Source organism: Pseudomonas sp. REP124, from assembly GCF_020164475.1.
GTDB lineage: Bacteria > Pseudomonadota > Gammaproteobacteria > Pseudomonadales > Pseudomonadaceae > Aquipseudomonas.
On record NZ_JAIQWX010000105.1, the window covers coordinates 1 to 22,355 of the forward strand.

The window sequence follows — 22,355 nt, forward strand, 5'->3', positions numbered from 1 at the left end:
GTCACCGCACTCAAAGTTGAACAAACACTGCCCCGCCGAGCTATCGACTGAGAAAATAGCCGGATATCGCGCACACAAAAGTGCATCGAGTGATTCCTGCATAGTTTTAGTACCTCTTATGGAAGGTCAGTGGTAACTAAACGATCGGAATGACCGGAGGGTCCTACTTCATTGCACGGCTGCGTATGATTATTTTCACCATGTTTCACTGCACAAGCTTAAATCGCCTTCGTATCACTTCAGGGGATAGTTAACTTTTACTTCAGCTTCGATTCTCTCTATCAGCGACATAATTGACAACGACCAGCAATCTGTTAAATTTTCTGTTTTGACAAAACCAAAACGTTTTACCAAGCGACGCTCATGACCCGAAGGAAGCTCCAACCCCACATAGAAGTACCCTACTTCCTTCTGAGCTGATGCGATAAAACTCAGGAGTTCCAGATAAGGATCACTATTTTCTGAACAGTATTCCTTCCGGATATTGGCTATCACCAATGTATCCTGTGGCCATTGTGCACCGACGAATTGAACGCGAAACGATACATTTATTACATTTTCGCACAGAAAACTAATATTTACTCTATTACTGTCTTCGACCATTATTTTGGAATTTGGATATCGCCCCTCATAAAATAGCTGAATCCGTTGCGAGAATATTTGTTTTGCGCGATCGACCTTAACCCAATCAGGGTGCGTTTTCTTAGACTTTAGCGAACAGCCGAATATATTCTGATCAACCAGCCTTTCACTACCCCCCTCTGGAGGCGCCAAGCGCACCCTACGTTTATTAGAAACTGAGCGCATCATATCGATTTTTTCATTGCTATCTTCAAAACTCATCTATCCGCCCTCTTAGAGTTAGGAATTTATAAACCTAAAAAAAGACCGAAATCAACAGGAATAATTTATTTTTTCATTTTTACTTTTCCCCGCACATGACTGCTAAAATTGACAAGAAGGATTAAACTGCCATTTTTCCGATAATTATAAATATCGGCAAATAGCGAGCCCTGAGTGGCATAATCCATACCGGACGCACAACATTGTTAAATTTTATTGCCAGAATAGCCCCAACTAAGACATCAGTTGCTCAGATTCAGTATAAAATTCCGGCGATCAGCAGGCACGCCGACAGCGTGGGCTAGAGGCTAGAAATCCGGGGGTTGGATGGTTGCAGGCAACGTTTCATATTTTTGTCCGGTTTGTGGATACGCCGGGCTTGAAGATCCTTTATACGACGACGTTGGTTGCTCTTCGTTTGGCATCTGCCCGTCCTGCGGTACACAGTTTGGCTACGATGACGCGACATCTGCTCATGCTGATCTGCGGAGACTATGGATCTCTAAAGGAATGCTTTGGTGGAGCAAAGCTCAAGCGTCACCGAGTGGTTGGGACTCGGTAAGGCAACTACAAGCGGTCGAAAAAGGCATTAATGTCTGAACATAAGTCCGTCGTTAGCCCTGCTAGGATTTCTGAGGATTTCATCGCTGGAATCGCCTATGAAGCGCTCTATCCAAGGTGAACATCGAGGCCAAGGCACCTTATTTCCCGAGAGCCTCGACGACTAACTGTAGCCGCAGAGATGGCAGTGGCCCTCGGTCAAGTCAATCATAGGTGCGCCACCGCTGCCGCAGTCTGTGATCACCTCCTCCTCGCTGAAAGGGTCTTCCTTCGCGAAGCGTAGCTCCTCACCTCCCTGCAACCGCCCCGCCCAGTACGACATCGCCACTGACCAGACACAAAGCGCTTTAGTAGCGTTGTTCCCACGCCTTCGTTGAATACCACGACAAATGAATTGCCCGTCCCTGGTAGAGACTCGATGTCCACTATTGACCAATTCTGTTGAAAAATTCCGCCGCGATTTTGAGGCGGAAAAGTACGCGTCGGAGATTGAAACTCTGAATTTGCGCAAGCCTCTTAGACTGAGATTTCACGTAGACGCGCTGAAGGGGTGCCTTTTCCGACTCAACAGCGGACATCCGTAGGAAACCGGCTTTTTCAACAGAATCGGCCGGTTTCAGCCATTAATCGTGATAGCAACGCCTAGCTTCCTCTAACCGCGAATTCGGCTAGCCTCCACTCACCTAGTACTTACTCGATGATGATGCCTATGCCAGAAAATTTTGAGGCAAACATTGCTACAGCGGACGCCCTGACACTGCTTCTACACAATCAGCACGCCCTAGCCGCGGCCATTGAAGAGATTACACAATGGCTCTCCGAGTATGGGCTCGGCGATGTCGCAGGTAACGCAATAGCCGCTATGGAGGTGCTGGACGCCAATGCACAAGACATCGCTAATGCCATAATGCGGATACGCCAGTCATAGCATCCTCCCTCACGCCCGTTGCCGGAGTCTGTCGGCGGTTTATAGTCTTGTTATCCCCTAAACGAGGGCTCAGGCCATGACTAGGGTTACGGTTGATTCCGAGTTTCGAATTCAGCTTCCACCAGACCTAAGGGACAAATTCCCGGCCGGAAGCACCGTCAACGTAGAGCTAGACTTCACTGGCCATCTCGTCATTTCCCCCCCAGCGCGCACGCTGGAAACTCTTCTGAGGGAAACATCTCCAGACTCGATCATCCGCTCCTGGGAAGAAATGCCTCCAAGTGGAAATGAATCAAAATAGATCATCTCTCATCTTGATGGCCTTGGCGGTTGCCTCCTACCAGCGTTAGCAGATGAAATGGACTAACGAACTATTTTGAAAATAGGATTAGGGCTCATTAGATTATCGTGTTGAACAATCTAGGCTGCAATCATCTGAAGGCGCTGAAAGAGTAGTTTACTCGACAGAATTAACATGATTCAGGGTCGATAATCTGTTCACTTCGCAATCGAGCAAACTACGGCTTGATGGCACATGAAGCCGCAGCACCTCAGCGGAAATTAAACAACACCATGGAGTGATGTCATGAGAGTGAATACATGAATCGGGTGATGGCCAATGAGCCAGATCTTCTAAAAAAATTACTCAGCGAGCTGCAACACCGACGCTCTAAATCTGGGCTAGTCGACATTGAACTCGTGAAGGGTTATGTCTCGCCACCGAGGCTTGCTGATTATTACGTTCGCGGCCATCTTGGCGCTGGGTTGGTGGCAGTCGGTGATACATTTTTAGACGCCAGAACGATGCTCGCAGATCGTGCCCAGAAGACATTCGCCGTTCCTATCCAGCAATGGAGCGAATTCGTCGACGGAAAGGAGCTTCTCGATGGCGACCCTGTGTTTGGGGATTCGAATGTAACGCGTATCGAAGTCTGGCCCTTCGACCCATCAACTCTGTCGGAGCAACAGCTCATACTGGCCGTAGCTATTAGTTACTCGCCGAGGGAGTGGTACGCAAACGAGCGTGTTGCCGGTGCTGTCGATCAGCTCATTCAACCGCTAGGCTTTTTCGTAGATTGGAACAACCTTTGACCGGCTTCGCCGAAGTAGGCCAGCGGGGGTTGGAGCATGATTACCAGCAGAGTCAGTAGCAAAACTCTTAACCTGCGACGTGGTTTGAAAAGGCTATCCCTGATCGCGAGCTTGAGGCCTTCTCGTATCTCACGCATGGATAACCGTTCCACGACGACCTCTCTGCTTCGATAAAAGAGGTCGATGGTAGTGAATTAATCCTGCGTTGCTGCCGGCCTTAAGGGCGGCCGGATGGCCGTGGAATCCGCAGCCTAACATTCAATCCGAACATAGCTGGCTCGGTGAGAATTACCGGGGCCGGCAGAGCTTTGCCAATGCCCTAAAGATTGCGAGCGAAGATTACGACACTGAAATCGTCTGTCGACCAGAGCAGGGATTCCTGCGAGTAGATTGCTTTTTTGCCCCTCCGCAAATCAAAACCCTCAGTTACGCTATTGGAGCTGCTACAAGCCATATCTGTCAGCGCAGCGGTGAGTACTCAGCCGAAAAGACGGCAATTGATGGCTGGATCTGGAAGCTCTGCCAGCGGTGCATCAAAAAAGGAAATTGACGCTGATTTCTTACGCCCTTGTGACGTACGCTGCCCCCGCTTTCAGGTCGCAGAAAATGCCAAATGAGCCAGCTCTCAATGGATTTTCGGCGACGATTTGGCAGCACATGCCGGCGTGTGCAAGCAGAATGTTCCAGGCGTATAAAAAGCCCGTTCTGCACGGACCTAGTTGCTTACTCGGTGACGCGCTTCTTCAGCGCGGTAAAGAGGTCCAGTCCCTCGGTTGCGGCATTTCTTCCTTCAATCGTGCCTTGGACGGTGTAGCCGATTCCACGACCGTCAGTTGCGCAACCAAGAGCTGAGAAAGCAGCACGAATGTCTAAGGCTTGGCCGATTGAATAGATATCGGCCCCCTTCTTCCCAGAGATGTGAATGAAGCGAGTGATTTTCTCAGCAAGCTCAATCATTGCTTCTGATATCGCCTCCGGGGTCATCTCCTCTGCCAGCGTGCGGGTTTTGCCATCTGCGGGGTTAGCAAAGGATTTTTGGCCGCTCATTGCGCTTTTGATGAGGCCAGTCTGAACCTCAATCAGAGGGACTATGACACCGCTGAATTCACCAACTTTTGCTGATGGGTCGCCGAACGCAGCCCGAGTCTTCAAGACGGGAGTCCCACCGAGCTTTCCAGCAGCGGCAGCAGCAATGAATGCCTTCTGAATGCTGGAAATTTGGGCGGATCTCCAAGATTCAAAAAGAACGGCTTGCTCTGCCGGAATATTCGGATGTGTGATTGGTTCGGAGAGATCAAACGAGGCGATTTGGACAGTAGTGCTTTTGCGAATACCCTTCAGGGGCATACCGTCAGCATTGAAAGCTGCAACAGCTGAAGAAACTGATTTGAGAATTACCACTTTATCACAGTTTTGGGACATACGAATATACATTAGCTGTTACTCCTTATTATTATTCTTATGCCTTAAGTATAACACGCAAAAAATATGTTCAAATGCACACTTATTAAAATAAGTAAATATTTTTAATAAATTTCAATGTTGCGTTATTTTGTGCCGCTTGATGTTTTCTGAGTACGCTTTGCTGTTTTTGAACTCCGCAAACTCGTCCCCAAACGTGCAGTAGAGAGGGAGGCCGTTCTTGTTGTGGTACATGAGGGGCAAATAAGCTCAGTCGCCCCTCTGTTCTAATGAAATCATTTATGCCTTCAGCCCTAGGAGTGCTTCCTTTTCACTTTCACGACATATCCTTGCGAGACTCGAAAGCTGGTTTTCAGTCTGCCTCATTACAGCCTCACCCCAATTTTGATCAAGAACCAACTGATTAGATATGTCGAGAGCCACTGGTACATTTAGCCGCAAGGCTGTCTGAGGGAAGTCAGAAATGTCGGCATTCCGGTATATTGATACTTCCATACCATGAAAAATTGAATCCATGGTAAATTTTGCGAACTCAAGCATCAACTCTATTAGTTTTTCTATTTTCTTTTTTTCTATCTCAACTTCAACTTCAGCTTTAGTTTTCTTGCGCATACTGAAAGATATCCCAAGATTGAAGCCCATTAGCAAGTTAGAGCGATCATCAGAAAGACGAATATTTGTTCGGCTATAATTTTTAACAAGGTAAGATTGCAAACGCTCATTTGGCTTGTTAATTTTTACGTACGCTCGGTACAACACGCCGTCACTACGCAAAGACTGCGCGTCTGGAGATGCTGTTGGCATACCCAAGCCAAGCTTTGCGTTATCGCGGGAAGCCACGTAGCTTACGCCGTTGCGCAGTAAGGATTGAAAAGTAAGCTTTGTAGCCATTATAGAGCTGCCGCTAATCCATCGACCATCTTGCCGGTCAAGCCTGTAACTGATTCCTTCCACCTCGCCGTTTTTGTCTCGCACACGAATTTGGATGCCGCGCTCTGCGAATCTATCAACAAGCTGTGACATGTTTACCGGGCGGTTGCCCGCTTTGAATATAGCTTTTGAAATTCCTCTAATAATATGCGCCTGATCCTTTTCCGGATCTCCTTTGCCAGGCTCTTTTGTCCAACCGTCACTGTGGGGCACAGCTAAGTCGTAAAGTTTTTCAATCCCCCTAACGGAATCCATTCCTTTGAATCTGTCGTTTCTATCGCTCACCAGTTCGAAGTGTGCTCCGAGAGCACTACGCGAACTCAGCGGGTCGGATTCAACAAGTCGAACTCTTGAGGTGACGATATGAGCGTGCTCACAGTCTGTGTCTCGATGTATGACGGCGACGTATTTTGTTGTTTCATCGTACCCAAGATCACTCATGTACTTTCCAACGGCTTCAGTCCACTCTGCTGTGGTCAATCCCTCACCTTTCGACAATGATAAAATATAGTGCCCACAAAGCTTCTTGCTTTCACCCTTATAAAGCCTGGTATAGCTTTCAAATTCTTGAATGATCGGTTCAACATCAACAAAAACTTTTCTTTCTCCGTCATCGATTATCTCGTAGTACGGATTTTTTGAAATTAAGTTTCCTCCGATAAACTCAACATGCTTGCGCTTATCGAAATCCTGGGCTCTCGCCGCAAACTCATAGATAATTCTACTCCTAAAAGTCGGAGAGAATTTTTTACCTTTGCTTATCATTTTTACTCCATTTATTTTTATTTTTTTTGGACTGTTTCATTTAATTTTAATATTTTTCTCCGAGCAGAGTCAGAAAGCACAAATGCGGCTGACGGCATGCCAGGATTGCTGCACAGATTATTTAAAGCATTTATATCGCTTGCTAGAGCGCTTAGATAAGCTGAAATGACAGCTGATTTTGCATCTAGACCAATGTCCTTCTGCTTGATGAGTGCCAAAGCTGCAAGCCGCAAAAATTGGGAGAGGTAAGCATACCCAAATTTTTTGGCAGCCCCCCTTAGTTCCGCAGCCTCTTCCCGTGTTAAATACACTTCGGAAATAATTGTTCTAGGATTATCTGTTTTTGGACGACCACCCTTGCTTATGACCTTTTCCACTGATTCACCTTTTATTATTTTTATTGGTGTTTTTTTTGATTTTTGATTCTAAGCGCAGAACCCGAAGGGTTTGAGCACAAGCCGTTTCGATGCCGTGCCGAACCGAGGAACGAGGTTTGGTGCGGGGGAGAAACATAGCTTGCATTGCTTATCAATAAAACTATTATACCATTAACCTATTGTAGTTCTTAACTACCAAATTAAGTTTAGTTGATTGTCTTATTAACACCCATGTATCTGTTTCCACTCTTACTGGGGAGTTTGGATTGATGTGCAACATCAATGGGCCAGTATTCGTTTCTTGACCAGCTTACGCTGAAAGTACCCAGCGGCCGTTAAGTGCCTGATAGCCAATGCATGCGTCTTCGCTCCCAACAGGCAGTACATGACACGCGTATCAGCGCCGGCATGCACAAAACGCGAGGTAGAGTAATGGCTACACATGCAGCAGTGCGCAACGCTTCACGCAGACGGCAGCAAATGCACAATCCACTGAGAAAAATGTGGTGTGAATTTACCAGTCAAAAAGCCCACAGCAACTGGGCCACAGACAGGAGAACAGTGACACCTAGAAAAGATCCGATCCAAAAGCTTTCAGACAAAGCTGGGATTCTTTACTGGAAGCTGCAACAGCTGCTCGAAAAAGACGACGATGACCAGGAAACGGAGCGCCAAGGTAACAAATGGATAGGCCACCCTCCTGCTCCACTACCGATGATATGCCATGTCCAGTACCATTCAGGTCAATGAACTAAAAAGACAATCATAAAGGACCCAACTGTATGTCGAAGTTAGCCGAATTCAAAGCCCTAGAAGCACAACTCGCTGAACAGCTGAAGCAGCTCGATGCTCTGAAAAACGACGACGGCCTCAAGCGCGAAATCGAGTTTGAAAGCAAACTGCGCGGCCTGCTTGCTGAGTACAACTTCTCGCTGCGCGAAGTGAAGTTGATCCTGGACCCACAATCCAAGCCAGAAGACAAAAAGGTAGATGGTCGCAGCCAGCGCCGCGAGCGCAAAGTTAAGCAGTACAAAAATCCGCACAATGGCGAGATCATCGAGACCAAAGGGGGCAACCACAAGCTGCTGAAGGACTGGAAAGCCCAGTATGGGGCAGAGACGGTCGAATCCTGGATTCAATAACAGAGGCGATACGAAATGGACTTCCTGGGCCTCAACAAAGATCAATGGGAGATCATCAACGGTTTTGCAAACTGGCTTGCGGCATTTGGCACAATCGCCGCGGTCTGCTTGTCGCTCAAGCTGGCGAGAGATGCAAATCGAGTCAAAGCCAAATGCTCAGCTGGCACCAGGATCATAGTCAGCACTGGCCGTCAGAGGCTGCATGAAGAGGTCCTTCAGCTGAAAGTGGTCAATATGGGTGACAGGCCATTCACGGTCACCCAACTCGGCTGGACGGTGGGCCTCAGAAAGAAAACGCATTTCGCGCAACTCTTCAGCACCGAGGACAGCGATCCGCTCCCATTGCAACTCCATCACGGTGGACAGGGTCATTGGTACATCCCCGCAGAGCTTGATGAAGGTTGGTATGCACGCTTCGGAACGCTCCTGCTACGCGAGGGAGAACCATGGCTCAGGACTCTGCGCTTAGTGGTCACTACCTCAACCGAACTGACATTCACGTGTAAACCCGATGCAAAGTTGTTGGGCAAGCTCGCTGAAGCCATCACTAAGCTCAAGAGCGAAACGCAGGCTGGAACTAACCCAGCAGTGTAAACCCAGCCTTCAGCAGACTCCTTATGCAACCTGAGCGCCCTTCCCTAACCATTAGGATCGGCGCTTTTTTCTAGCTCAAAAATGAAGTTCATATCTTCGGCGTTGAAATGCCACAGGTCAGCTACTGCCTTAGCTGGCGAAGCACCCAGAAGATCGGCAGCTGGTGAGAAAGTGGACGCATACAGATGAATGAAATGCGCAAGGACATGGATGCTGATTTGGATACCTGCCGAGGCGAGTTTGGCTTGGTCGCTGGTACTTTGGGCCTGCCCGATCTGCATTGCACTTATGTAATTACTGTGCGAATAGCCACACAGGTGACTGTACACATTGTCAAAATACAATTTATGAAATCCCGCTCGTACCGCTTCGCTACCCCATGACCACCCGACCCTCCAGTTCCCTTTCTTCAGCTCTTTGATCTCCTTTACTGAGTAAGAGCCGAGAAGAGGTGACGCCTCGATAGCCTGGAGCAGTTCCATCTGCTGGACCTTGGCATCAGACTGTTTAACGCGCCCCTCATCTGTTGATGGGTTCAAATTCACTCGATCTGTGAGACCAGCGTATTGCCACAGCGCATGCCTGAATTGGGACAGTTCAGCAGGACATCCGAAGATCCAGTGCAGGGTCAGAAAGGTCTCAACAGATGCACGAGCAAGAATCGAGACCGAGCCCTGATCTATGAATTCAATACTCTTGCCCGTAGCGCTTTGAAAAACGCACCCACTGGATAGGCTTTTCGTAGAACAAAGCTGCTTGAAAAGCTTAATTGAGAGCGTTTGGATGTCGTTTAACCATCCCATACCTGGAGCGATGGCGCACGCAGCACGAGCATCGATCATAGCCACCATCAGTTCGATGAGGACATTGAAGTCACTGTCAAAATCCCTGAAATTTGTCATCCGCTAACACCCAAATATCTGGAAAGACGCTTCCTTACGGAAAATATGGTAAGCGGCGCATCAAACCTAAAATCAACAACCTCAACACCATTTTCAGTACAGAGCCTACGTTTTAAGGCATCTCTTTCAACAACTCGCAGATGTGCCTCTTCACCACCGAAGACAGCAAGGGGTCGGTAGTGCTGCTCTCCATGATGCTCAACGGCAAGCCGCTGCTCCGGCAGGTAGATGTCGAGGCGCATTCTGCCAAGCCACTGTGGTGATGCTTCGCGAAGAACCTGGTTGTCAGGAAAAATCTCCCTCACTAGGCCGTAGAGCGTCGATTCACGCCGCCATCGACTCAATCCCAAGAGATGCATGACCTCGGCGCGAGCGGTTCTCTGATCTACATTCAGGTCGAACATCACTTGATCGAGATAGCTTTCATAATTGGTCTCGATGCTAGGGCCGTACCTGTCGTTCTCAGGAAGAGTCCGAGCCAGGCACAAGTGGCACAGGCCCGCTCTGTAGTCGCAAGTAGAAAGGTACTCACGTAACGCGGACCTGTGGTATCCACCAGTATCCATATTCGCCATAGCATTCTCATGGAACGCCCTGGAACACTCACAGAGGTTTCGCTCGCCGGAAAGCATGTGATCGAAAGACACGATTCTCAGGCCCCATGAACTAGATAAGGGGTCGAGGTTCGATACGAGCGGCTGGGCTGGCGGTGATTGGTGCAAGCGGCTCAAAACAGCTTGGATGACATTTGAACCAAGCTTGATGTGATTGATTCGTACCGTGTGGTTCGTCTGCCTCTTCAAATCCTTCCGCTTAAGTTGATGAGCCCTGGAAACCCCTCCCCCATACACGATAGGGAGCAAGTCGAGAGACTCAGATATAAGCTCGATCTGATCGAAAGCATGGGCTGGGACAGTAGCCAGCGTGATCTCTGGATACCAGGTCTCGTATCCACTACTAAGAAGGGCCGGCAGCGAAGCGTAACGCTGCTTGAAGTACATCGAGTGGAACTTGACCTTCGGCGGTTTGACCAGGGTGTTCGAGAACGCCGCTACGAATCGCTCGTGCAAATGAGCTTCCAGAGCACGCTCTATTGCAAACACAGGAGTCATACCAGGAGCAGCTAGGTCTTGTACGATTGAGTCAACAAGGCTCATTCCGTTGAGTGACACTTCCATGGCGTTTTCGCGAGGTGGCCTGAATTGTGGGCAGCATGAGCCTGATGCCTTTTTGCATCAATAGAGGAAGTAGTATTGGCACCTACCTGTCAACCATTGAAGGCATCCCATGGGGCAGGGGAACGATGGGAACAGAAAGAGAAGTAGTGACCATAGTAGTTACCAAGTTTGACTATCGAAGTCAGTCACTACTAACAAAATCGGCTGAAAGCCTTGAGATATATGGTGTCCCAGGGCAGGTTCGAACTGCCAACCTTCCCCTTAGGAGGGGGATGCTCTATCCAATTGAGCTACTGAGACACTGATTGCCTGCAAGGTATGCAGAGCGAGACGGCGAGCATGTTAACGGGCAACCCTGCCTTTGTCATGTCGTCCGTAGGCTTTTTAAGTGTAGGAAATGTCGACGCGATCGCGAGGCGTGAATAGCCAACCAAATACGGCCACATCACCAAGATCACATGAGCACCTCCACCCCAACGCGGAAGCCACCCATCCTAAATCCCCCCTCTCAACACCCCCTCCTCTAGCAAATCGGCAAATTGCCACTATCCTATAAAGGTAAGGAACACCAATTGAACCAAGCTTCGCACGCCTTCCGATACCGAGATACCTGCCAGGCAAAGGGCGATCAGCGACACGAATCCGGACCCGCTTTCCAAACCAGTCCGCATTTCTGATAATTGGTGCTGGCAGAACGCCTTTATCCAGTTCAATATTTGTCACAGAATTGACGCCAATGATCTGGCTACTTTGAGGCATGATGCGGGCCTTGATCAATTCAGGTTGAACATTTGGCCATAGCGCTTGTCCTACCAGACATCCTGCGGCCAATCCCGAGAACCGCTTCCCTGAACTAACCGGTTAAATATATGCGCCCAATGAAACAGGCAGTTTATTCCAGCCGAACGGCTGACAAGTTTGTCGTACGGCTGCCAGACGGAATGCGTGAGCGCATTGCCGAGGTAGCTCGCAATCATCACCGCAGCATGAACTCCGAAATCATCGCGCGCCTGGAGCAGAGCCTCATTCAGGAAGGTGCGCTAGGCGAAGAACTAAGCATGCGCCTGGACAGCCCAGAGCTTTCACTGCACGAACGCGAACTGTTGCAACGCTTCCGTCAACTCTCTCACCGCCAGCAGAACGCTCTCGTTTCGCTCATTGCTCATGATGCCGAAATGGCCGCTGACGCGTCCTGATTCGTACCGAAAGCTCAAGCCAGCCTAATCGCTGGCTTTTTTTTGCTTCAAATTCGGGCATAAAAAAACCCGCCGATTGGCGGGTTTTTCAAGCAGGAGACCTAGAGCAGGAAGATCGTCGCCAGCCCGAGGAAGATGAAGAAGCCCCCACTATCGGTCATGGCCGTGATCATCACACTGGCCCCCATCGCAGGGTCACGCCCCAGTCGCGCAAGCGTCATAGGAATCAGAACCCCCATCAACGCAGCAAGCAACAAGTTCAGCGTCATGGCCGCGGTCATCACCACACCCAAAGACCAGCTTCCATACAACATATAAGCAACCACTCCGATCACCCCACCCCAGACCACGCCATTGATCAGCGCTACCGCCAATTCCTTGCGCATCAGTCGCGAGGTATTGCCGGTACTGACCTGATCCAGCGCCATAGCACGAACGATCATGGTGATCGTCTGGTTACCCGAGTTGCCTCCAATACCCGCCACGATCGGCATCAGTGCCGCAAGCGCCACCAGCTTTTCGATGGAGCCTTCAAACAGGCCGATCACCCGAGATGCAACGAAAGCAGTGATCAGGTTGATCGCCAGCCACGCCCAACGGTTACGCAGCGATTTCCAGACCGACGCAAAGATGTCTTCCTCTTCACGCAGACCCGCCATATTGAGAACTTCGCTTTCGCTCTCTTCACGAATCAGGTCGACCATTTCATCAATCGTCAGTCGACCAATGAGCTTGCCGTTCTTGTCCACCACAGGGGCGGAGATCAGGTCGTAACGCTCGAACGCTTGCGCAGCATCATAAGCCTCTTCGTCCGGGTGAAAACTCACCGGATCGCTGGCCATGACTTCAGAAACCTGTTTATCCGGATCGTTGACCAACAGACGCTTGATCGGCAACACGCCCTTGAGGACGCCGTCGTAATCGACCACGAACAATTTGTCGGTGTGACCAGGAAGCTCCTTGAGGCGACGCAAGTAACGCAACACCACTTCGAGACTGACATCCTCACGGATCGTCACCATCTCGAAGTCCATCAGCGCACCGACCTGCTCCTCGTCATAGGACAGCGCCGAGCGCACACGCTCACGTTGCTGCTGGTCCAGCGTTTCCATCAACTCGTGGACGACGTCTCGAGGCAGCTCGGACGCCAGGTCAGCAAGTTCGTCCGCATCCATGTCCTTGGCCGCAGCCAGGAGCTCGTGATCGTCCATGTCGGCGATCAGGGTTTCACGGACGGAGTCGGATACTTCGAGAAGAATGTCGCCGTCGCGATCAGCCTTGACCAATTGCCAGAGCGTCAGACGATCGTCCAGCGGCAAGGCTTCGAGGATGTAGGCAACGTCGGCGGAGTGCAGATCATCGAGCTTGCGTTGCAGCTCGACGAGGTTCTGCCGGTGAACCAGGTTCTCGACCCGATCAAGATTCGGGCCTTCCTGGCGGTGAGTCAGGTCTTCGACAACTCGCTGGCGCTGCAACAGCTCAATGACTTGAGCCAGGCGGTCCTGCAAGCTTTCCTGCGTTTTTTTTACTTCGATTTCAGACATAGGCGAACTCCACTCCCAGCAGAGGAGCACGCCGGAAGGATCAATCAGTCAATTCGTGATTGGTAAAACTGTTTACTGAGTAACTACTGGGTAAGTCCATGGAGGTATTCCACAAGCCCCGGCGGGGCTGACGGGCGCAATGATACACCGCCTGACGGTTTTAAATGTTAAAAAATCGCGGATGAAACAAGCGCTTGCAGGACAAACCTGAGCATCGTCCTGATCCTTGAAACTGCGACGACTCATTCTGAAAGGAAAGCACAGCGACGGCGAAAATACGTCAGCGACGCTTGGGAAGAATCCACCAAAGGACATGAGCCGATTGTCACCGGCCAGATCGAAGATAGACCTTATTGCAACGCGCAGACTGAATTCGAAGAGAGAGGATGTACGAAAGGAAAAGCCAAATCCCAGACGGCAAAAAGCCCGCATAAATGCGGGCTTTCTGTTGTATGGTGCACTCGACAGGATTCGAACCTGTGACCGCTCGGTTCGTAGCCGAGTACTCTATCCAGCTGAGCTACGAGTGCATTTTGTGTTTTTAGACCAGACCACAACTGGCTGAAGCCGAGCTATTCATATTGCTACAAACAACTCTTAAATGGTGCACTCGACAGGATTCGAACCTGTGACCGCTCGGTTCGTAGCCGAGTACTCTATCCAGCTGAGCTACGAGTGCATTTGTTGCCGCGCATTATAGGCCGTTAAATCTGTTTGTAAAGCGCTTTTTTCTAGTAATTTCAACAACTTACAGAAGAAGCCAGATTACAACGTACTACGAAAATAATGGCGGAGAACGGGGGATTCGAACCCCCGACACCCTTTTGAGGTGTACTCCCTTAGCAGGGGAGCGCCTTCGGCCACTCGGCCAGCTCTCCGCAACACGGGGCGTATATTAACCAGCTTCTTCCCCGTTTGCAAACATAAAAATCGATAAAAATTAATGGCTTGGTTCTTCGTCCTTCTCTTTCTTGATGCGCTGGTAGATTTCCTCACGGTGGACAGCTACCTCTTTCGGGGCGTTGACCCCTATACGCACTTGATTTCCTTTGACGCCGAGCACGGTTACGGTGATTTCGCCATCACCAATAATCAGGCTTTCTGCGCACCGACGAGTCAGAATCAGCATACCTTTCACCTCACGCATTTCATTTCAGGGACAGCAGTCTGCAAAAAAGAAGGCAAAAGCCTACAACCAATTCGGCTGAGGCCTACATGCCAGAGTATTGACTAACGCGAGCAAAAGAACAGCTTGGGAGGATCACGCCATTCAAAAAAACAAAAGGCGCGGTCAGACCGCGCCTTTTGCCAAACGCATCACTCGCCCTGGCGGGCCGGTGCGTCCAGATCGAAAGCCGTGTGCAGGGCGCGCACAGCCAGTTCCAGGTATTTCTCTTCGATCACTACGGAGACTTTGATTTCCGAAGTCGAGATCATCTGGATGTTGATGCTTTCCTTGGCCAGCGCTTCGAACATGCGGCTGGCGACGCCTGCGTGAGAGCGCATGCCAACGCCGACGATCGATACCTTGGCGATCTTGGTGTCGCCAACGACTTCGCGGGCACCGATCTCGCGAGCGGTGTTTTCCAGCACGCCCTGGGCGGCCTGGTAGTCGTTGCGGTGCACGGTGAAGGTGAAGTCGGTGGTGTTATCGTGCGAAACGTTCTGCACGATCATGTCGACTTCGATGTTCGCGGCGCTGATAGGGCCGAGAATCTTGAACGCAACGCCCGGGGTGTCTGGCACGCCACGGATGGTCAGCTTGGCTTCATCGCGGTTGAAGGCGATGCCGGAAATGATCGGCTGTTCCATGGTTTCCTCTTCATCGATAGTAATGAGGGTGCCCGGACCCTCCTTGAAGCTGTGCAGTACGCGCAGCGGGACGTTGTACTTGCCGGCGAATTCCACCGCGCGGATCTGCAGCACCTTGGAACCGAGGCTGGCCATTTCCAGCATCTCTTCGAAGGTGATCTTGTCCAGGCGCTGAGCCACGGACACCACGCGCGGATCGGTGGTGTAGACGCCGTCGACGTCGGTGTAGATCTGGCATTCGTCAGCCTTCAGGGCTGCCGCCAGCGCCACGCCAGTGGTGTCGGAACCGCCACGACCGAGGGTGGTGATGTTGCCCTGTTCGTCAACACCCTGGAAACCGGCGACGACGACAACGCGACCGGCCTTCAGGTCGCCGCGAATCTTCTGGTCATCAATCTGCAAGATACGCGCTTTATTGTGCGCACTGTCCGTCAGAATCCGTACCTGGTTGCCGGTGTAGGACACCGCTGGCACACCACGCTTCATCAGCGCCATGGCCAACAGGGCAATCGTCACCTGCTCACCGGTGGACACGATCACATCCAGCTCACGCGGAACCGGTTGATCTTCGCCACTGATTTGCTTGGCCAGATCGATCAGACGGTTGGTTTCGCCGCTCATTGCAGACAGCACAACCACCAGGTCATCGCCAGCTTCGCGGAATTTCTTAACCTTGTCGGCGACCTGCTCGATTCTCTCGACAGTGCCGACCGAGGTGCCTCCAAATTTCTGTACGATCAAAGCCATTTCAAAGCCGCCTCTGCCCATGAAGGGCGCCCAAATAATCACTCAAACAGCGTTGCGGCCCGCCACTAGACTGCGGACCGCAGGCGCTGCCTTATAAACCCTGCTCTACAAATGGAACGGTCAGCGCCAGCGCCGCGTCCAGAGCGCCAGCGTCGGTACCGCCGCCTTGCGCCATGTCCGGACGACCACCGCCCTTCCCGCCCACTGCCGCAGCGGCTTGCTTCATCAAATCACCGGCTTTGAGTTGGCCAGTCAGGTCCTTGGTTACGCCTGCAACCAGAACGACCTTATCCTCATGGACACTGCCGAGCAGGATCACTGCGCGGCCGAGTTTGTTTTTCAGCTGATCGACCAGCGCCAGCAGCGCCTTGCCATCCTGGCCATCGAGGCGCGCTGCCAGCACTTTGGCGCCTTTGACGTCCAGAGCGGAAGCCGACAGATCGTCGCCCGCCGCGCTGGCTGCCTTGGCCTGCAACTGCTCGAGTTGCTTCTCCAGCAGACGGTTGCGCTCCAGCACAGCCGACAGCTTGTCGATCAGGTTGTCGCGGCTGCCCTTGACCAGGCTGGCCGCTTCCTTGAGTTGTTCTTCCGCGCCGTTCAAGTAGGCCAGTGCCGCGGCACCGGTGACTGCCTCGATACGACGTACGCCGGCAGCCACACCGCCTTCGCTGATGATTTTCAGCAGGCCGATGTCGCCGGTGCGCTTGGCGTGGATACCGCCGCACAGCTCGACGGAGAAATCGCCGCCCATGCTCAGCACACGTACGCTGTCGCCGTACTTCTCGCCGAACAGCGCCATCGCGCCTTTCTTCTTGGCGGTATCGATGTCGGTTTCTTCAGTTTCAACGGCGGAGTTCTTGCGGATCTCGGCGTTGACGATATCTTCCAGCGCCTTGATCTGCTCAGGCTTGATCGCCTCGAAGTGGCTGAAGTCGAAGCGCAGGCGCTGACTGTCCACCAGAGAGCCCTTCTGCTGTACGTGATCGCCCAGCACCTTGCGCAGGGCTGCGTGCAGCAAGTGGGTGGCCGAGTGGTTCAGCGAAGTGGCGTGACGCACGTCGGCTTCGACGTGGGCTTCAACCGGCGCACCGATCAACAGGCTGCCCGACGCCAGCACGCCGTGGTGCAGGAACGCGCCGCCGGTCTTGGTGGTGTCGCGAACGTCGAAACGGGAAGCGCCGGCCTGCAGGTAACCACAGTCGCCGACCTGGCCGCCGGATTCGGCGTAGAACGGCGTCTGGTTCAGCACCACGACGCCCTCTTCGCCTTCATTCAATACGTCGACCGACTGACCATCTTTATAGATAGCCACAACTTTCGCCGAACCGCTGGTGGCGTGGTAACCGGTGAACTCGGTGTCTACGTCGACCTTGACCAGGCTGTTGTAGTCCATGCCGAAGGAGCTGGCGGAGCGGGCACGGACGCGCTGGGCTTCCATTTCACGCTCGAAACCTTCTTCGTCGATGGTCAGGCTGCGCTCGCGAGCGATGTCGCCGGTCAGGTCCATCGGGAAACCGTAGGTGTCGTAGAGTTTGAACACTACGTCGCCCGGTACCACGTCGCCCTTGAGCTCGGCCAGATCCTGCTCGAGGATCTTCAGGCCCTGCTCCAGGGTCTTGGCGAACTGTTCTTCTTCGGCTTTCAGTACGCGCTCGATGTGCGCCTGCTGGGATTTCAGCTCAGGGAAAGCTTCGCCCATCTCGGCAACCAGGGCCGCGACGATCTGGTAGAAGAAGCTGCCCTTGGCGCCCAGCTTGTTGCCGTGACGGCAGGCGCGACGAATGATCCGGCGCAGCACGTAGCCACGGCCTTCGTTGGACGGCAGCACGCCGTCGGCAATCAGGAAACCGCAGGAACGGATGTGGTCGGCCACGACTTTCAGGGAAGCCTGGGCGTCGTTGGTGCAACCGATGGCCTTGGCCGATGCGTTCAGCAGGCTCTGGAACAGGTCGATTTCATAGTTCGAGTGAACGTGCTGCAGCACGGCACTGATCCGCTCCAGGCCCATGCCGGTGTCCACCGACGGCGCTGGCAGCGGGTGCAACACGCCGTCGGCGGTGCGGTTGAACTGCATGAACACGTTGTTCCAGATTTCGATGTAACGGTCGCCGTCTTCTTCCGGCGAGCCCGGTGGGCCGCCCCAGATGTCGGCGCCGTGATCGTAGAAAATCTCGGTGCAAGGACCGCACGGGCCGGTATCGCCCATGGTCCAGAAGTTGTCGGAAGCGTACGGCGCGCCCTTGTTGTCGCCGATACGGACCATGCGCTCGGCCGGAACGCCGATTTCCTTGGTCCAGATGTCGTACGCCTCGTCATCGCTGGCGTAGACGGTGACCCACAGCTTTTCCTTCGGCAGGTTCAGCCACTTGTCGGAGGTCAGGAAGGTCCAGGCGTAAGTGATGGCATCACGCTTGAAGTAATCGCCAAAGCTGAAGTTACCCAGCATTTCGAAGAAAGTGTGGTGACGAGCGGTATAGCCGACGTTTTCCAGGTCGTTGTGCTTGCCGCCTGCGCGCACGCATTTCTGGCTGCTGACGGCGCGGGTGTACGCGCGTTTTTCCTGGCCCAGGAAGCAGTCCTTGAACTGGTTCATCCCCGCGTTGGTGAACAGCAGGGTCGGGTCGTTGCCCGGAATCAAAGAGCTGGAGGCTACACGGGTGTGGCCTTGCTCTTCGAAGAAGCGAAGGAAGGCTTCACGGATTTCTGCGCTTTTCATTAGGTTCTTCCACGGAGGCTGCGGCCAAAGGCCTGTTCGAAACGTCACCAGACGAAACGACGGCAAAGGGCCGCATTATATCGGCCCTGCGCGCGGGGTACAGCGTGTTTATACGATAGAAACGGTCAATTGGCGTGCTAACGCTATCACTTGGGCGAAAAGTCGACGAATGTCGCGACGACCTGCTCGATTTGATCACGGCTGACGTCCAAGTGCGTCACCATCCGCAGACGGGCGGCAGCGCTGAGGGTGATGCCACGCTCGGCGGCAAACGCCTTGAGCGCCTGGGCCTTGTCACCGATGTTCACGTACACCATGTTGGTCTGCACCGGCTCGACTTCATAACCCGCCGCACGCAGGCCTTCGGCCAGTCGCTGGGCATTGGCGTGGTCTTCGGCCAGACGCTGCACGTTGTGATCCAGCGCATAGAGGCCCGCCGCGGCGAGAATCCCGGCCTGGCGCATGCCGCCACCGACCATCTTGCGCAAGCGCCGCGCCTTGGCAATCAACTCTGCCGAGCCGCACAGCACCGAGCCGATCGGTGCGCCGAGGCCTTTGGACAGGCACACCGAGACCGAATCGAAGTGCTGGGTGATTTCCCGGGCATCGACACCCAGCTTGACCGCCGCGTTATACAGCCGCGCGCCATCCAGGTGCAGTTGCAGCCCATGCTCGCGGGTGAAACCGCGAGCCTGTGCCAGATACTCAAGTGGCAGCACCTTGCCCTGCATGGTGTTTTCCAGCGCCAGCAGGCGGGTGCGGGCGAAGTGGAAGTCGTCCGGCTTGATCGCAGCGGCGACATGAGCCAAGTCCAGTGAACCATCGGCCTGCACTTCCAGCGGCTGCGGCTGGATGGAACCGAGCACCGCCGCACCGCCGCCCTCATATTTATAGGTATGCGCCTGCTGGCCGACGATGTATTCGTCGCCGCGCTCGCAATGGGCCATCAAGCCGAGCAGGTTGCTCATGGTGCCGCTGGGGACAAACAGCGCGGCAGCAAAACCCAGGCGCTTGGCCAGCTCGGCTTCCAGTCGATTGACCGTCGGATCTTCGCCATAGACATCATCGCCGGTGGCCGCGGTGGCCATCGCGTCGAGCATGCCGGCGGAGGGTTGGGTGACGGTGTCGCTGCGAAGATCGATAACACTCATGAGTCTGGCCTCGGTAAGCAGGGGGAAATCCCTTTCAGACAGGAATTACTGCGGTCATGCCGTTGATTAATCAACCCTTGGGTGAGGAAAAGGCGGATTAATGCGGCGAAAAAGTCGATGGCAATCATCTGAAAGCATCAATGCACCTGTAGGAAATATGTGTTACAAACTCTGCGCCGCCACACAGTCTGGCGGCAAAAACGTTCTCAGGGCGGGGTGCAACTCCCCACCGGCGGTAATTGCGCGCAAGGCGCATAGCCCGCGAGCGCTTGGTGACGGCACCGCTTTCGGTGCTTGGCAGCAAGGTCAGCAGACCCGGTGTGATTCCGGGGCCGACGGTCATAGTCCGGATGAAGAGAGAACGGGATTGTTGCCGATGGGCCGTGCGCTGCATTGCTGCGAGCGTGCGTACCCTGAAATCCCCTTCGATTCATAACGCCCTGTTTTTCACACAAACAGGAGTCAGAACATGCAACCCACCGCAATCGACAGCAAAAGCAAACACCATCAGGGCGAGCGCGTCGCGTTCATTCAGGCCTGCTGGCACAAGGATATTGTCGATCAGAGCCGTAAAGGCTTCGTCGCCGAAATGATTGCCCAGGGTTATCAGGAATCCGACATCGATGTCTTCGAGGTCGGCGGTGCATTTGAAATGCCTCTGCACGCCAAATTGCTGGCCAAGACCGGTCGTTATGCCGGCATCGTCGCGGCAGCTCTGGTGGTGGACGGCGGGATCTACCGTCACGAGTTCGTCGCACAGTCAGTGGTCAGCGGGCTGATGCAGGTTCAGCTGGAAACCGAAGTACCGGTGTTCTCGGTGTCCCTGACTCCGCACCACTTCCATGCCGGTGAAGAGCATCACAAGTTCTTCTTCGAGCATTTCCTGCATAAGGGTCAGGAAGCGGCGAAGACTTGTGCGGATACGCTGAAGAAGGTGCGGGCGTTGCAGCGGACTGAGCCGCGGGCAGTAGCCGTCTAAAACACAAGACCTATGGATTGGGTGATCTGTTTGATTTCACTCAATCCCATTGTGGGAGCGGGCTTGCTCGCGAATGCGGTGTATCAGTCGCCATAAATAATGACTGGTACACCGCATTCGCGAGCAAGCCCGCTCCCACATTTGTTTTGTGGTGCTCTTAAGACAGGTTTTCGCCGTCGGTCGGCACGACCAGGATGCCCGCGCGCAAACCATTCTTCACCTTGGGGTTCGGGAAGATGATCCGGGCGCCCTCTTCTTCGATGATCCAGCGGGTGTTGGCGATGTCTTCGGCCAGCAGGTAACCCACGTCCAGTTCCGAAAAGTTCTCGATATCGGCCGGCAGGTTCAGGCGGAAGCTGTCGCTGTGCTTGATGATTTCCCGCGCCACGCTGAACAGTTGCAAACCGTCCAGCCCCGCTTCGGCCATATCCGGCTCGGTGCCTTCGATGATCTGCTTCAGGCGGTTTTCCAGCAGCGAGACGTTGACCCCGTCGTTCTGCCCGAATGGCCGCGCCTTGCCCAGCTCGAGCGTAAAGGACTCGGCACCCAGCTTGTCGTAGGTATAAGAGCTGAAAACGATGGACGGCTTGTTCTGCAGCAGCACTGCTTCCATGCCGGCGGCGCGCAGGCGAGCCAGTTCATGGCGTGAATGCTGACGCCCCTCTTTCCAGGGGTACAAGGCGAACTGCTCGATTTTCGAACCACGGATCGCCGTGTGCAGGTCGTAGTGCAGACGCTGGCGATCCGGCAGGCTGAAGAAACTGGCGGCCAGTCGCTCCAGCTCACAGGCGCGCAACGCTTCGCTGCCGCTGCTTTGTTCGTGACGGCCATTGAATAGCCGATTGACGTCCTGCTCGACGAAACGCTCGCCGCGACGAATGGCGTCGGGGTTGCCGAACAGGAACAGAATGCGTGTACGCGGCTTGAGATCGCCGCGAGCGATGTCGTGCAACAGCCTGTCGAGCAATTCGATCGGGGCTGTTTCGTTGCCGTGGATCCCCGCCGACAGCAGCAGATCCAGGCCATTGTCACGGGCTTCGGGTGGCCGGACTTCCAGCGCACCCTCGCTCAACCAGCGCATGCGCACGCCTTCGACAGTCAGTTGAGTCTTCTCCGCCGGTTCACGGCCGGCGAGGGTCAGTTCAAGCAGTTTGCCGAGGGCGAGCATAGAGCGGTTTCCTTAGTGGTCGTGATTGCAATCCGGGCCGTGAACGTGACCATCGTCGTCGCCGAGGTCAGCCGGTTCCATCTCCAGCTGCAGACTTACCAGATTAGTCGCCAATGGGCGCAACAGCAGGTTGGCGTATTCTTCGTCGTCTTCTTCGACGTCCACGCCGATCAACAGTTGGCCGCGGCCGTCCTGTTGGATCCACAGCTCTTTGCCTTGCCACATGACCGCGACGCGGGTGCAGGAGGTTTGCAGTTGCGTGCCGTCGGTGTCTTCAAGGATCAGCTGCAGGGAATCGCTCATATCTT

At 53.4% G+C, this 22,355-nt stretch carries 20 protein-coding genes, 4 tRNA genes and 1 riboswitch; of the genes, 7 read left to right on the top strand and 17 right to left on the bottom strand.

The genetic code is table 11. The features are described from left to right. Positions 1 to 234: 234 nt before the first annotated feature. Positions 235 to 843 carry a hypothetical protein gene (locus tag K9857_RS21720; RefSeq protein WP_224539161.1) on the bottom strand — a complete coding sequence of 203 codons (609 nt, stop codon included), beginning with the start codon at positions 841 to 843 and terminating at the stop codon, positions 235 to 237. A gap of 1,270 nt (positions 844 to 2,113) precedes the next feature. Here K9857_RS21720 and K9857_RS21725 point away from each other — a divergent pair. Together K9857_RS21725 and K9857_RS21730 are read left to right on the top strand one after the other, a co-directional pair. Beyond that, on the top strand, positions 2,114 to 2,332 hold the full coding sequence (locus tag K9857_RS21725) for a hypothetical protein (RefSeq protein ID WP_224539193.1): 219 nt from the start codon (positions 2,114 to 2,116) through the stop codon (positions 2,330 to 2,332). 600 nt (positions 2,333 to 2,932) lie between these two features. Next, the gene (locus K9857_RS21730) at positions 2,933 to 3,424 is read left to right on the top strand and encodes a hypothetical protein (protein WP_224539163.1); all 492 of its coding nucleotides are present in this window, start codon (positions 2,933 to 2,935) and stop codon (positions 3,422 to 3,424) included. Positions 3,425 to 4,147: 723 nt separating this feature from the next. Here the strand turns inward: K9857_RS21730 and K9857_RS21735 are convergent. From K9857_RS21735 to K9857_RS21745, 3 genes are all read right to left on the bottom strand, one after another. Beyond that, the gene (locus tag K9857_RS21735; RefSeq protein WP_224539165.1) at positions 4,148 to 4,858 is read right to left on the bottom strand and encodes a hypothetical protein; all 711 of its coding nucleotides are present in this window, start codon (positions 4,856 to 4,858) and stop codon (positions 4,148 to 4,150) included. 267 nt (positions 4,859 to 5,125) lie between these two features. After that, on the bottom strand, positions 5,126 to 6,541 hold the full coding sequence (locus K9857_RS21740; protein WP_224539167.1) for a relaxase/mobilization nuclease domain-containing protein: 1,416 nt from the start codon (positions 6,539 to 6,541) through the stop codon (positions 5,126 to 5,128). Between the two features lie 17 nt (positions 6,542 to 6,558). Further along, complete coding sequence (locus K9857_RS21745) at positions 6,559 to 6,918, bottom strand: hypothetical protein (RefSeq protein ID WP_224539169.1); 360 nt, start codon at positions 6,916 to 6,918, stop codon at positions 6,559 to 6,561. 432 nt (positions 6,919 to 7,350) lie between these two features. Here K9857_RS21745 and K9857_RS21750 point away from each other — a divergent pair, with 432 nt between their 5' ends. From K9857_RS21750 to K9857_RS21760, 3 genes are read left to right on the top strand one after another with little or no spacing between them, the layout of a single operon-like run. Then, positions 7,351 to 7,668, top strand: a complete 318-nt coding sequence (locus tag K9857_RS21750; protein ID WP_224539170.1) for a hypothetical protein — start codon at positions 7,351 to 7,353, stop codon at positions 7,666 to 7,668. 32 nt (positions 7,669 to 7,700) lie between these two features. Beyond that, positions 7,701 to 8,060, top strand: coding sequence for a histone-like nucleoid-structuring protein, MvaT/MvaU family (locus K9857_RS21755; RefSeq protein ID WP_224539172.1), 360 nt, complete (start codon positions 7,701 to 7,703; stop codon positions 8,058 to 8,060). Between the two features lie 15 nt (positions 8,061 to 8,075). Then, complete coding sequence (locus tag K9857_RS21760) at positions 8,076 to 8,654, top strand: hypothetical protein (protein WP_224539174.1); 579 nt, start codon at positions 8,076 to 8,078, stop codon at positions 8,652 to 8,654. A gap of 44 nt (positions 8,655 to 8,698) precedes the next feature. Here the strand turns inward: K9857_RS21760 and K9857_RS21765 are convergent, their stop codons facing one another. From K9857_RS21765 to K9857_RS21775, 3 genes are all read right to left on the bottom strand, one after another. Next, positions 8,699 to 9,556, bottom strand: a complete 858-nt coding sequence (locus K9857_RS21765; RefSeq protein ID WP_224539176.1) for a hypothetical protein — start codon at positions 9,554 to 9,556, stop codon at positions 8,699 to 8,701. Then, entirely contained in the window at positions 9,553 to 10,734 is a 1,182-nt protein-coding gene (locus K9857_RS21770; protein WP_224539177.1) for a hypothetical protein, read from the bottom strand. The genes K9857_RS21765 and K9857_RS21770 overlap by 4 nt, the downstream gene beginning before the upstream one ends. Positions 10,735 to 10,957: 223 nt before the next feature. Next, positions 10,958 to 11,034: transfer RNA gene (locus tag K9857_RS21775), tRNA-Arg, on the bottom strand. A 569-nt stretch (positions 11,035 to 11,603) separates the two neighbouring features. Between K9857_RS21775 and K9857_RS21780 the strand changes: the two genes are divergently transcribed. After that, positions 11,604 to 11,930, top strand: coding sequence for an Arc family DNA-binding protein (locus K9857_RS21780; RefSeq protein ID WP_175379575.1), 327 nt, complete (start codon positions 11,604 to 11,606; stop codon positions 11,928 to 11,930). 101 nt (positions 11,931 to 12,031) lie between these two features. On the opposite strand, the gene mgtE is transcribed toward K9857_RS21780, so the two are convergent. The 8 genes from mgtE to ltaE all read right to left on the bottom strand — a co-directional run bounded on the left by mgtE (position 12,032) and on the right by ltaE (position 19,900). After that, complete coding sequence (mgtE, locus tag K9857_RS21785; RefSeq protein WP_224539180.1) at positions 12,032 to 13,474, bottom strand: magnesium transporter; 1,443 nt, start codon at positions 13,472 to 13,474, stop codon at positions 12,032 to 12,034. Between the two features lie 453 nt (positions 13,475 to 13,927). Further along, positions 13,928 to 14,004, bottom strand: a tRNA-Arg gene (locus K9857_RS21790). A 72-nt stretch (positions 14,005 to 14,076) separates the two neighbouring features. Then, positions 14,077 to 14,153: transfer RNA gene (locus K9857_RS21795), tRNA-Arg, on the bottom strand. 108 nt (positions 14,154 to 14,261) lie between these two features. Further along, positions 14,262 to 14,352, bottom strand: a tRNA-Ser gene (locus tag K9857_RS21800). 62 nt (positions 14,353 to 14,414) lie between these two features. Continuing rightward, on the bottom strand, positions 14,415 to 14,603 hold the full coding sequence (gene csrA / locus K9857_RS21805; protein ID WP_154745572.1) for a carbon storage regulator CsrA: 189 nt from the start codon (positions 14,601 to 14,603) through the stop codon (positions 14,415 to 14,417). Positions 14,604 to 14,791: 188 nt separating this feature from the next. Beyond that, positions 14,792 to 16,033, bottom strand: a complete 1,242-nt coding sequence (locus tag K9857_RS21810) for an aspartate kinase (protein ID WP_224539182.1) — start codon at positions 16,031 to 16,033, stop codon at positions 14,792 to 14,794. A 91-nt stretch (positions 16,034 to 16,124) separates the two neighbouring features. Then, positions 16,125 to 18,749 (bottom strand): alanine--tRNA ligase, encoded by a 2,625-nt coding sequence (alaS, locus tag K9857_RS21815; RefSeq protein ID WP_224539184.1) that lies wholly within the window; start codon positions 18,747 to 18,749, stop codon positions 16,125 to 16,127. Positions 18,750 to 18,895: 146 nt separating this feature from the next. Continuing rightward, positions 18,896 to 19,900: a low-specificity L-threonine aldolase gene (ltaE, locus tag K9857_RS21820; RefSeq protein ID WP_224539186.1), complete on the bottom strand. Its 1,005-nt coding sequence runs from the start codon at positions 19,898 to 19,900 to the stop codon at positions 18,896 to 18,898. Positions 19,901 to 20,098: 198 nt separating this feature from the next. Further along, positions 20,099 to 20,267: riboswitch (FMN riboswitch) on the top strand. A gap of 102 nt (positions 20,268 to 20,369) precedes the next feature. Here ltaE and K9857_RS21825 point away from each other — a divergent pair. Further along, complete coding sequence (locus tag K9857_RS21825; RefSeq protein ID WP_224539188.1) at positions 20,370 to 20,879, top strand: 6,7-dimethyl-8-ribityllumazine synthase; 510 nt, start codon at positions 20,370 to 20,372, stop codon at positions 20,877 to 20,879. 157 nt (positions 20,880 to 21,036) lie between these two features. On the opposite strand, the gene astE is transcribed toward K9857_RS21825, so the two are convergent. Both astE and K9857_RS21835 read right to left on the bottom strand, forming a co-directional pair. Beyond that, on the bottom strand, positions 21,037 to 22,047 hold the full coding sequence (gene astE / locus K9857_RS21830) for a succinylglutamate desuccinylase (protein WP_224539191.1): 1,011 nt from the start codon (positions 22,045 to 22,047) through the stop codon (positions 21,037 to 21,039). 12 nt (positions 22,048 to 22,059) lie between these two features. Beyond that, positions 22,060 to 22,350, bottom strand: a complete 291-nt coding sequence (locus tag K9857_RS21835) for a topoisomerase II (protein ID WP_175379568.1) — start codon at positions 22,348 to 22,350, stop codon at positions 22,060 to 22,062. Positions 22,351 to 22,355 lie beyond the last annotated feature (5 nt).